Annotated in this window: 9 protein-coding genes; 5 read left to right on the top strand and 4 right to left on the bottom strand. The window is 30.5% G+C overall.

Annotated elements, in window-relative coordinates; translation table 11 throughout:
* Positions 1 to 435 precede the first annotated feature (435 nt).
* The 3 genes from fucO to Q0K52_RS13225 all read right to left on the bottom strand — a co-directional run bounded on the left by fucO (position 436) and on the right by Q0K52_RS13225 (position 3,744).
* Positions 436 to 1,584 (bottom strand): lactaldehyde reductase, encoded by a 1,149-nt coding sequence (fucO, locus tag Q0K52_RS13235; protein WP_297300186.1) that lies wholly within the window; start codon positions 1,582 to 1,584, stop codon positions 436 to 438.
* A 63-nt stretch (positions 1,585 to 1,647) separates the two neighbouring features.
* Complete coding sequence (locus Q0K52_RS13230) at positions 1,648 to 2,316, bottom strand: L-fuculose-phosphate aldolase (RefSeq protein ID WP_297300184.1); 669 nt, start codon at positions 2,314 to 2,316, stop codon at positions 1,648 to 1,650.
* Between the two features lie 18 nt (positions 2,317 to 2,334).
* Complete coding sequence (locus tag Q0K52_RS13225; protein ID WP_297300182.1) at positions 2,335 to 3,744, bottom strand: rhamnulokinase family protein; 1,410 nt, start codon at positions 3,742 to 3,744, stop codon at positions 2,335 to 2,337.
* 241 nt (positions 3,745 to 3,985) lie between these two features.
* Between Q0K52_RS13225 and Q0K52_RS13220 the strand changes: the two genes are divergently transcribed.
* The 5 genes from Q0K52_RS13220 to Q0K52_RS13200 all read left to right on the top strand — a co-directional run bounded on the left by Q0K52_RS13220 (position 3,986) and on the right by Q0K52_RS13200 (position 10,140).
* The gene (locus Q0K52_RS13220) at positions 3,986 to 5,482 is read left to right on the top strand and encodes a sugar ABC transporter ATP-binding protein (protein WP_297300180.1); all 1,497 of its coding nucleotides are present in this window, start codon (positions 3,986 to 3,988) and stop codon (positions 5,480 to 5,482) included.
* 44 nt (positions 5,483 to 5,526) lie between these two features.
* Positions 5,527 to 6,744: an ABC transporter permease gene (locus Q0K52_RS13215; RefSeq protein ID WP_297300178.1), complete on the top strand. Its 1,218-nt coding sequence runs from the start codon at positions 5,527 to 5,529 to the stop codon at positions 6,742 to 6,744.
* A 33-nt stretch (positions 6,745 to 6,777) separates the two neighbouring features.
* The gene (locus Q0K52_RS13210) at positions 6,778 to 7,800 is read left to right on the top strand and encodes an ABC transporter substrate-binding protein (protein ID WP_297300176.1); all 1,023 of its coding nucleotides are present in this window, start codon (positions 6,778 to 6,780) and stop codon (positions 7,798 to 7,800) included.
* A 35-nt stretch (positions 7,801 to 7,835) separates the two neighbouring features.
* Positions 7,836 to 9,617 carry an L-fucose isomerase gene (locus Q0K52_RS13205; RefSeq protein ID WP_297300174.1) on the top strand — a complete coding sequence of 594 codons (1,782 nt, stop codon included), beginning with the start codon at positions 7,836 to 7,838 and terminating at the stop codon, positions 9,615 to 9,617.
* An 85-nt stretch (positions 9,618 to 9,702) separates the two neighbouring features.
* Positions 9,703 to 10,140, top strand: a complete 438-nt coding sequence (locus Q0K52_RS13200) for an RbsD/FucU domain-containing protein (protein WP_014488262.1) — start codon at positions 9,703 to 9,705, stop codon at positions 10,138 to 10,140.
* A gap of 88 nt (positions 10,141 to 10,228) precedes the next feature.
* Here the strand turns inward: Q0K52_RS13200 and Q0K52_RS13195 are convergent, their stop codons facing one another.
* Positions 10,229 to 11,848 carry a gamma-glutamyltransferase family protein gene (locus Q0K52_RS13195; protein WP_297300172.1) on the bottom strand — a complete coding sequence of 540 codons (1,620 nt, stop codon included), beginning with the start codon at positions 11,846 to 11,848 and terminating at the stop codon, positions 10,229 to 10,231.
* Between the last annotated feature and the right edge of the window lie 274 nt (positions 11,849 to 12,122).

Below are 12,122 nucleotides of genomic sequence, written 5' to 3'. Positions count from 1 at the left end.
TTGCACTTTTTGCAACTTTTTGCGGCGGGAAAAAGTTGAATAAAAAAATGACAAACTTAAAAATTTTCAGTATATACCTAAACAACTACATTTTATCAATTTTAGTTTTTTTAATTTTATTATTTGTGACGGCTTTGCCCAACTGCAAATCACCTGACATGCAGCTCTGCATAGTTCATAACAACCAAGTTCTTTTATGACCGAAGAAGCAGTGCAACTGAAAGGAGTTCCGACAAAGTCTGATGTAAGTGTAGCCATGGTATTGATTAAAAGAACATAAAATATACATTACTACATATATAAAAGAATTTATTAATTATAGATAAAAGTACTAAAATGTATAAATAATTTTAGTATTAATCTATATATTAATAAAGGCTACCGCTAATTAAAGCAGTAACCTTGTAAAGAATTTTTAAGAATACTTAATTAATATTAATAAGCTTTCTTATATAAAGCCAATATATCATCTAATGTTACGTCTCTAGGATTTCCGCCAGTACATACATCAGCTAAAGCATCTTTTGCTAATCTAGGAAGATCTTCTTCTTTGATTTTTAATTCTCTTAAGTTAGCAGGAATATTAACATCTTTAGAAAGTTTTCTAACAGCTTCAACAGCTAATTTAGCAGCTTCTTCTTTGCTTAATCCATCAACTTTTTCTCCCATTGCTACAGCTATATCAACATATTTATCTATACAAACAGGCATATTGAATTCCATAACAGTAGGTAAAAGTACAGCATTAGCAACACCATGAGGTATATCAAATATAGCTCCAAGTGGGTGAGCCATAGAGTGAACAATACCAAGTCCTACGTTACTGAAACCCATACCAGCAACATACTGAGCAATGCTCATTCCGTCCATATCTGTCATATTTTTATCTTTAACAGCACCTCTTAAGTGTTTAGATATAAGCTGCATAGCTTTATATTCAAACATATCAGAAATAGTATGAGCACCTTTAGTGATATAACCTTCAATAGCATGAGTTAAAGCATCCATACCAGTAGCAGCAACAAGGCTATTAGGCATAGAAGCCATAAGTTCAGCATCTACTAAAGCAACTATAGGTATGTCTTTAGGGTCAACACAAACCATTTTTCTGTTTTCTTCTTCATTAATAATTACATAGTTAATTGTAACTTCAGCTGCAGTACCGCAAGTAGTAGGAAGAGCCATAATAGGTACGCTTTTATTTTTAGTAGCTGCAACTCCTTCAAGAGATTTAACATCAGCAAAATCTGGGTTATTTTTAGTGATACCTATAGCTTTAGCAACGTCCATTACAGAACCGCCGCCAACTGCTATTAAGAAATCAGCACCAGATTCATTAAATTTTGCTAAACCGTCTTTACAGTTTTTGATAGTAGGGTTTTGCTTAATATCTAAAAATACATCATAAGCAATATTAGCACCATCTAAAACATCTTTAACTTTTTTAAGTACGCCGCAAGAATCCAAAACCTTATCACTTACTAAAAGGGCTTTTTTAAAACCTCTTGCTTTGATTTCAGTAGCAAGTTCACTTCTTATACCTACACCGAAATAACTTGTTTCATTTAGAATATATCTAGCCATAAAAACACTCCTATTATTTTATTTTTTTATAAATATTTCTTCCTTTTTATTCTTTAAGAAGATTTATTTTTTAGTTTTATGTTTTACATTCAAACCATAATTTTTAAATTTTTCTAAAACTACTTCCATTTCACTATCAGGTAAAACAGAATAATCACCTATTCCTCTAACGCCCATATATAATCTAGCTAAATTCTCAACTTCCATCATAACATGATAAGCTTTCTCTAAAGTTTCATCAGTAGCAACCAAACCATGATTTTTTAATATACAAGCTTTATAGCCTTTCATAGCTTCAGAAATATTGTCACATAATTCTTGAGTACCATAAGTAGCATATTTAGCACAAGGAATTTTATTTCCTCCAGCAACACCTACCATATAATGTATAGCTGGTATATAATCTATATTCAATATAGAAACCATTGATGAATAAATAGCATGGTTATGTATTACAGCGTTATAATTTGGATTATCTTTAAGAATTGATAAATGGAATCTCCATTCACTAGAAGGAATTTTATCTTTTTCAGGATTTCCTTCTGCATCTACAAAAACTATATCATCTGGAGTCATAATCTCATAAGGCATACCAGATGGAGTTATAAGCATACCATCATTGAATCTTAAACTTACATTTCCAGCAGTACCCTGATTAACACCATCTCTTCTCATACTTAAACAAGTATCTATAATCTTTTGAGCTAACTCTTTTCTATTAGAATCAGACATATTTATTCTCCTTAAATATTATATTTTTTTTATTTCAAAACTATTAATAACTAAATTTCTCATCTCTTTAGTATCTTTTAGAATTCCTAAAGCTTTGAATTGTGCTAATATATTACCAGTAGCAGTACATTCTATAGGGCCTACAGAAACTTCTAAACCAGTTTTCTCTTTTGTAAGCTCACATATTAATTTATCTCTGGTACCGCCTCCGACAATACATAATGTATTAATATCTTTATTTAATAGTTTTTTAAGACTACTAATGTATTTTGCATAACTTTCAGCTAAGGAATTATATACTGAAGCTATTATAATACCTCTCTGATCTTTTGATACGCTTGGCTGATTAGTGTCTTTATAGTAGCTTAATATTTCATCTTCTATATCTTTAGGATTGTAGAATCTATTATCATTTATATCAATTCTATGATTATCTTTAATATTATCTCTTGCCAATTTTTCCATATCATTAAATGAAATTTGATATTTCTTTTGTAATAATTGTATAGTCCAAAGACCATTTATATTCTCTAAAAATCTTATAGTATTATCATATCCCATTTCATTTGTAAAACCATTTTCAAATGCTTCTTCTGTCAATATAGGTCTATTTAATTCAACACCCAATAAAGACCAAGAACCTGATGACAAATAAGCAGTTTTATCATCTGTAATAGGAGCTGACAATACGGCTGAAGCAGTATCATGTGAAGCTACAGCTATAACATCAAAAGGCTGACAACCTAAATAATCAGCTATTTCTTTTTTCAATACACCTTTTTTAGTACCCGGTTCATTCAATGTTGGTAATTTATCAATACTAAAGTTAATTTTATTTAGAATTTCTTCTGACCACTCTCTTTTACTTACATTTAGAAGCTGTGAAGTAGAAGCTATAGTAAATTCACTGGAAGCATTTCCTGTTAAAAAATATCCAAATAAATCAGGAGTGAATAATAATTTTGAAGCATTATTTACAATATCTGCTCTGCCTTGTATATCTTCATATATCTGCATTATACTATTGAAAGGCATGCAAGATATACCGGTTATATCATATAATTCCTTGGCACCTAAACCTATTTTCTCTAATTTTTTTATTGTATCTATTGTTCTTGTATCCCTATAATTTATAGGATTTGACAATAGTTCACCGTTTTTATCGATATAACCATAATCAACACCCCAAGAATTTATACCTAGAGAAGAAGGCTGTATCCCCATATCTACAACTTTTTTAATACCTTTCAATAACTCATTATACATGTATATAAAATCAGTATAATAATAATTATTAACCTTTATAGGAGTTAAAGAAAATCTATGAACTTCTTCTAAAGTCATTTTATCATTTTCAAACTTTGATAAAAAAATCTTACCTCCAGAAGAGCCAAAATCACATGCTATAGAATAAATTTGATCAATCATAATAAACACACCATTTTAATTATATAGTATAATATAGTAAATTTTTGTTTCAGATTCAATAAAAAAATGAGTTATTTTTAAATAATAACTCATTTTTTTAAACAAATTTATTTTTTTTAAAACAATTTCAAATAAAGCGAATTTTTTTATAAAAAAAAAACAATATAATATTGATTATGCTCTTTTTTTTTACTAAAATATAGTATGTGAAAAAAATTAAAACTTAAGGATAAATTATTCTATGAGTGATAAAGTAATTCTAAAAATGAATGGAATAGAAAAGAGATTTAAAGGTGTTTATGCTTTAAAGAACTTTAATTTCTCTTTAGTCCAAGGTGAAATATTAGCTTTAATAGGAGAAAATGGTGCTGGTAAATCTACACTTATGAAGATTTTATCTGGAATATACAAAAAAGATGCCGGAACTATAGAATATTTTGGAAAACCTTTGGAAGTATCTGGCCCTAAAGAAGCTGAGGAAAATGGTATATCGATAGTGCATCAAGAATTAAATTTGATGAATCATTTAACTGTTGCTCAAAACATATTTATAGGTCATGAACCTTTAAATAAATTAGGCTTGATAGATGATAAGTTAATGATAAAAAGAGCTGATAAAATATTTAAAGGCATGAATGTGGATATAAATCCAGCCGCTAAAATAGGTTCTTTAACAGTTGGTAAACAGCAATTAGTTGAAATAGCAAAAGCATTAACTCATAATTCAAAAATATTGATACTTGATGAACCTACAGCAGCTTTAACAGAATCAGAAACAAAAGAATTATTTAGAATAATTAAAGATTTACAAGTATCAGGCGTATCAATAGTATATATTTCTCATAGATTAGATGAATTATTTATATTATCAGACAGAATAACAGTTATAAGAGACGGTGAATATATAGATACAAAAATAACAAAAGAAACTAATAAAGATGAAATAGTTAATCTAATGGTTGGACGTGTTATATATGAAACACCTAAAACTGAAAGTAAAGTAGCAAAAGATGCTAAAGAAATATTAAGAGTAGAAAATTTAGTTGTACCAGGCGTAGTAAAAGATGTAAGTTTTTCTTTAAAACATGGTGAAATTTTAGGATTTGCCGGACTTATGGGAGCAGGAAGAACAGAAACTGCAAGAGCTATTTTTGGTGCTGATAAATTTGAAAGCGGAAGAATATTTGTTGATGGTCAAGAAGTATCAATCAAATCTCCTGTTGATGCCATAAAAAGCGGAATCGGATATCTTTCTGAAGATAGAAAAAGATACGGATTGGCATTAGGTTTACCTGTATTTGAAAATATGATGATGGGAAACTATGATAAGTTTTCAAATATGCTTATGGTACAGAATGCAAAAGTTAAAGATACAGCAGAAAAAGAAGTAGAATCTTTGAATATTAAAACACCTTCTATAAACCAGTTAGTAAAAAACTTATCAGGCGGAAATCAGCAGAAAGTTGTAATAGCAAATTGGCTCATAAAAGAATGTAAAGTATTAATATTTGATGAGCCTACAAGAGGAATAGACGTAGGTGCTAGAAGTGAGATTTATAATCTTATGGAACAATTAGTATCTATGGGAAAATCTATAATAATGATTTCTTCAGACTTAGTAGAAATATTAAGAATGAGTGACAGAATTCTAGTTATGTCAGAAGGTAAAAAAACTGGAGAACTAGATATAAAAGGAACTACACAAGATGATATTATGAAATATGCTACTATGCGATAATATCATTCACTATAAAAAAATAATAAATATTATGGAGTTTATATATGTACGACATTGAAACTAATACTTTTACTGGCAAGTTATGCTTCAAAGCAAAAATGAGAAGAAAGATTAGAAATTCTTTAATATACATAAAGAAAAATGGTCTTCAAAAATTTCTTACTGTAGTAGCACTTCTTATATTGTATGTATTTTTTGTTATAGCAGGAAGAAACTTCTTCACATTTGATACATTTTCATTGATATTAAGAAACTCATATTTTATTGGTTTTTTAGCTATAGGTGTAACATTTGTTATTATAACAGGCGGTATAGATTTGTCCATTGGTTCTCTATCTCTGTTTGCCGCAATGGTTGGTGGTGTTTTAATAACTAAGTTCCAAGTTCCAATGTGGGCTATTATTATTATAGTAATAGCTGTAGCAACTTTAGGCGGATTTATTAATGGATTCTTAATTTCATATTTCAATTTGCCTCCATTCATTGCTACATTAGGTATGCTTATGGTTACTAAAGGTTTATCTGGTATAGTTTCAAAATCTCAAACTATATACTACCCTACTATAACAGACCCTCAATATGGTTGGTTCAGAGTATTATTTAATGCTACAGAATCTAATTTCCCATCTGGTTTTATAATGCTAGCAATATTTACTATAATATCTGTAATAGTATTAACTAAAACTATAATAGGAAGATATATATTTGCTTTAGGAAGTAACGAAGAAGCAGCAAGACTTTCTGGTATAAAAACTAATAAATGGAAAATAATAGCTTATACTATAGCTGGATTCTTCTGCGGTTTAGGCGGTTTAGCATTTGCTGCTAGTTATTCAAGCATAAGTCCTGGAGCAGGTCAAGGTTATGAATTTGATGCTATAGCAGGTGTAGTTATAGGCGGTACTTCTCTTTCAGGCGGTGTTGGTTCTATAATAGGTACAATAATAGGTGTATACATAATGTCTGTACTAAAAGTAGGTCTTCCTTCTGTTGGTGTTGAACAGTTCTTCCAATACTTTACTATAGGTATAGTAGTTATTATAGCAGTACTTATAGACGTATACAGAATAAAAATGTCTAATAAAGTTAAAAAAGTAGATGTTAAAAAAGAAAGATTAGAACAGTTAGAGGAAGAAATAGAAGCATTCAGAATCAAAATAGACTATATGATATCAGATAATACTAAAGATTATTCTAAAGAAATATCTGAAGTACAGTCAAAAATTAATAATTTAATAGAAGAAAAGAAAAAAATAAAGTAAAATAATAAAAACAAAATAAAAAAGGAGAATAAAATGAAAAGAATTTTATTACTAGCTACTACTTTAATTGGATTAACAGTTATGTTAGCAAGCTGCGGAAACAAGGAACCATACATAGCTGTTGTTTCTAAAGGATTCCAGCACAAGTTCTGGGTAACTGTTAGAGATGGTGCAGAAGCTGCTGCTAAACAAAATGGTGTTAAAATAAGTTTTGTTGGTCCAGAAACAGAATCTGACTCAAAAATACAACAAGATTTATTAGATAGTGAAATTAACAAATCACCTGATGCTATAGCATTTGCTGCTGTAACAGGAGACTTCACTGAACAAATTAAAAGAATAAAAGAAAAAAATATTCCTTTAATCGGTTTTGACTCTGGTATATTACCTGATCAAGCTCAAGGTGCTGTACTTGCTACTGCTTCTACAGATAACAGAGCTGCTGCTGCTATAGTTGCTGAAAAAATGTTTGAAGCTTTAAAAACTAGAATAGCTGCTTTCTCTTCTGCTAATAAAGCTAAAATTGCTGTACTTCAATTAGATAACTCTGATACTGGTATAGGAAGAGCTGAAGGTTTCGTAAACAGATTCACTGAATTAGCTGACGGAGATGCTACTACTGCTGGAAAATATACTTTACAAGTTATAGTTCCTACTACTCAAAATGAAGCTGACATAGCTAACGAAGTTAACGCTTTAAGAGGAAAAAGCTGCTTAGGTATATACTTATCTAATGAAGCTATGGCTAGAGGTTTCTTAGTAGTATACAAAAGTGCTGAACCAGGTGCTGCTAACACTATAATCGGTGATGCTCAAGACGGCGGCGATTTAGTAGCTATGGGATTTGACTCTGGTAAACCTCAATTAGACGCTATAAGAAGCGGAATAATACAAGGTTCTGTTACTCAAGACCCTTATAGCATTGGTTTCCAAGCTGTAACTTTAGCTTATAAAGCTTCTAAAGGTGAACCAGTAGCTAACGTTGACACTGGTGCTAAATGGTACGATAAAACAAATATTGATGATCCAGAAATAGCTAAATTATTATATGAATAATTTTATTTATTCAAATATGGAGGATTTAAATTATTATGTTTAGAATGCAAAATAATTTACCAAAAGTAGGTATTAGACCTGTTATAGATGGTAGAAGAAATGGTGTTAGAGAATCTCTCGAAGACACTACTATGAATATGGCTAAAATAGCTGCAAAACTCATAGAAGATAATATTAAACATCCTAGCGGAGAAAAAGTTGAATGTGTAATAGCTGATACTACAATCGGCGGTGTTGCTGAAGCTGCTAGATGTCAGAAAAAATTTGATGAAAATAATGTTAAATTAACTCTTACTGTTACACCTTGTTGGTGCTACGGTTCAGAAACTATTGATATGACTCCTGCTATACCTAAAGCAATTTGGGGTTTCAATGGTACTGAAAGACCTGGTGCAGTTTATTTGGCTGCTGCTGATGCTGGTCATACTCAATTAGGTTTACCTGTATTCTCTATCTATGGTAAAGATGTTCAAGATGCAGGCGATGAAAATATTCCTGATGACGTTAAAGAAAAAATACTTAGATTCGTAAGAGCTGGTCTTGCTGTTGCTACTATGAAAGATCAATCTTATATAAGTATGGGATACGTTGCTATGGGTATTATGGGATCTATGGTAGACGCTGAATTCTTACTTGACTATTTAGGAATGAGAACTGAATTCGTAGATATGAGTGAAATCAAAAGAAGATTAGAACTAGAAATTTACGATAAAGAAGAATTCCAAAAAGCTTGGGAATGGGCTAAACAATGCAAATTCGGAGTTGATAAAAATAAAGTACAAGCTACTCAAGAAGAAAAAGAAAAAGAATGGGCTACTTCTATAAAAATGGCTATGATTATGCGTGACTTAATGGTAGGAAACCCTAAGTTAGCTGAAATGGGATATATAGAAGAAGCACAAGGTCATAATGCTATAGTTGGCGGTTTCCAAGGTCAAAGACACTGGACTGACTTTATGCCTAACGGTGACTTTGCTGAAGCTATTCTTAACTCATCTTTCGACTGGAACGGTATAAGAGAACCTTATGTTGTTGCTACTGAAAATGACTCTTTGAATGGTCTTTCTATGTTATTTGCTCACTTATTAACAAGCAGATCTCAATTATTTGCTGACGTTAGAACTTATTGGAGCCCTGAAGCTGTAAAAAGAGTTACTGGTAAAGAACTTACTGGAAAAGCTAAAGATGGTATCATACACTTAATCAATTCTGGTGCTGCTTCTTTAGACTGGACTGGTGAGCAAAAAGTTGATGGAAATCCTGCTTTAAAAGAATTCTGGAACATCACTGAAGAAGAAGCTAAAAAATGTCTTGATGCAACTCATTTCTCTCCTGCAAGCAGAGAATACTTTAGAGGAGGCGGATTCTCATCTACTTTCTTAACTAAAGGTGAAATGCCAATGACTATAATCAGACTTAACTTAGTTAAAGGTTATGGCCCTGTACTTCAAATAGCTGAAGGTTATGCTGTTAATATCGATGAAAGTATATTTGATCCTATTAACAAAAGAACTGACTCTACTTGGCCTACTACTTGGTTTGCTCCTATACTTACAGGTAAAGATTCTTTCAAAGATGTTTATTCTGTAATGAATGATTGGGGTGCTAACCACTGTGCTGCTGCTTATGGTCATATCGGTGCTGATTTAATTACTTTAGCTTCTATGTTACGTATACCTGTAAGTATGCATAACGTTAGCGAAGATAGAATATTCAGACCTAAAGCTTGGAAAGCATTCGGTACAAAAGATTTAGAAGGTGCTGATTTCAGAGCTTGTAAACATTTTGGACCATTGTTCGGAAAAGTTTCTAAATAATTTAATTAATACATATTTATAGTCCCATTTAATATGTAAATATTAAATGGGATTTTTATTAAAATTATAGCTATAAGGATTTAATATGTTAAAAGGAATAGACCCTGTTGTTTCTCCAGAACTATTAAAAATATTATGCGAGATGGGACATGGAAGTGAAATATTATTCGCTGACGGAAATTTCCCTTCTTATGACTACAATGCAAAAAAAATAATAAGACTTGATGGTATAGATATACCTACTGTTTTAAAAGCAATTATGCCTTTATTTCCTTTGGATACTTTTGTAGAAAGCCCTGTTGTATTAATGCAGCCTAATGCTGATTTTGGCAGAGAACCTGATGTATGGGCTAAATATAAAGACATCATTGGAAAACATCAAAAAGTAAATTATGAATATTTGGAAAGATTTGCATATTATGACAGATGTAAAAATGTTTATGCTATTGTTGCTACAAGCGAATTAGAAATATATGCAAATATTATACTTAAAAAAGGTGTGATTTTCCCAGACAAAAAGTAATTACCCCAAAATATAAATTTTTTAAACAAGCCTTTAATGTAAGTTAAAGGCTTGTCTTTTTTTAATCATTTATTAAACAATATAAAAATCAATAAGCAGAAATTGAAGAATCAGTCCTTCCATCGCAGCCTGCAAAATAAACATTATTATCATTTTTCATTATAACTTGTCCGCGTCCGAAATATCCGAAATTTGTTATATGAGGCTTCTTGGTAACATTATGTCCCAATGATGAAAGTTCTGAAAATAACACATCATCAAAATTGTATTCTAATTCAATGTTCTTCTCCCCTACCCATTGCCATCTAGGTTTATCTAATGCCGCCTGCGGATTCAAATTATGATCTATTAAATTACTCATAACCTGTAAATGTCCCTGAGGCTGCATGAAAGCTCCCATCACACCTAAAGCTGCATAAGGTTTTGAGTCCTTACATATAAATGCCGGTATTATTGTGTGATAAGGCTTTTTGTGTGGTGCTATAAAATTATCTGAATTAGGATCTAGTGAAAAATTAGCTCCCCTATTTTGTAATGCTATACCTGTTTCTGGAATTACTATACCAGAACCGAATGCACAGTAATTACTTTGTATATAAGAAACCATATTACCATCACTATCTGCAGTTGCTAGATATACAGTGTCGCCTGATGAGAATATATGATTTATAGGCTCTAATGCTTTATTTACTCTTATTAATGAGGCTCTTTTAATAGCATATTCTTTTGAAAGCATTTCTTCAATAGAAGTTTTCATGTGATAAATATCAGCAACATATTTTTTTGTGTCTATGAATGCTAATTTCAATGCCTCTATTTTATAATGAGTGTTTTCTAGCGGTGTCAAATCTTTTAAATCAAAATGAGATAAAATATTTAAAGCCATTAATACTGTAATGCCATGTCCATTAGGAGGAATCTCATAAATATCGTATCCTCTGTAATTGGTTGTTATAGGAGTAACAAATTCTGGATAATATTCATTTAAATCTTCTTTAGATAAATATCCTCCATACTTTTTCATAAATGCATCTATCTTTTCAGCGTACTCACCTCTATAAATACATTCTGCATTTGTGTTTCCTATATCCTCTAAAGTTTTAGCATGATACGGAAGTTTAACTATTTCACCAAGTTCTGGAGTTCTTCCATTAAAAGTAAAGGTATCAAACCAATATTTAAACTCTTCTTTTTTTAATTTATCAGATTCTTTTAAATATACATAATAAGATTCTTTCCAATCAAGAGCCACTTGAGGCTGAACTGCATAACCTTCTTTGGCATATCTAATAGCAGGTTCAAGCACATCTATAAGTTTTAATTTTCCGAACTTTTTTACAAGTGTTGCCCAAGTTGCTGGTATTCCTCCAACAGTTACAGGTAAAAGTCCGTAAGTTGGCATTTTATCAAGATTAAGCGACAATATTTTATCAACATCTAAATTCTTTGGAGAAAATCCGCTTCCATTGATAGCATATAAATTATTTTCAAAATTAATTATAGCAAAAGCATCACCTCCCAAACCATTTGAAGTAGGTTCAACAACTGTAAGTGCAGCTGCTGTTGCAATTGCCGCATCAATAGCGTTTCCGCCTTTCTTTAATATTTCAAGTCCAGCCTGAGAAGCTAGTATATTGCTTGTAGAAACTATATTTTTTCCAAAAACTACATTTCTTTTAGATGTGTAAGTATTATCATAAAAATCCATAATAAAATCCAATACTTTTATTTTTATTTACTTAGTTAAGTATAATTAAAGGATTAGATTTTGTCAAAATATTTTTTAATAATGTTTGATTAAAACTTAAAAAATTATTTTAGTATGAAATATTTTATAAATATTAATAATGAATAAGAATTTAATTATAAATTTTTTGTATATACTGAAAATTTTTAAATTAATTTTTTATGCACAGGAGCCAGACATATTGCATTAAGTATTCCTTAGTTTTTTAAAGTATAACATAGGTGTATCATAATTT

Source organism: uncultured Brachyspira sp. (assembly GCF_944390845.1).
GTDB lineage: Bacteria > Spirochaetota > Brachyspiria > Brachyspirales > Brachyspiraceae > Brachyspira > Brachyspira pulli.
The sequence above is the reverse complement of the archived record's forward strand: the minus strand, read 5'-3'. Positions and strand labels throughout refer to the sequence as shown.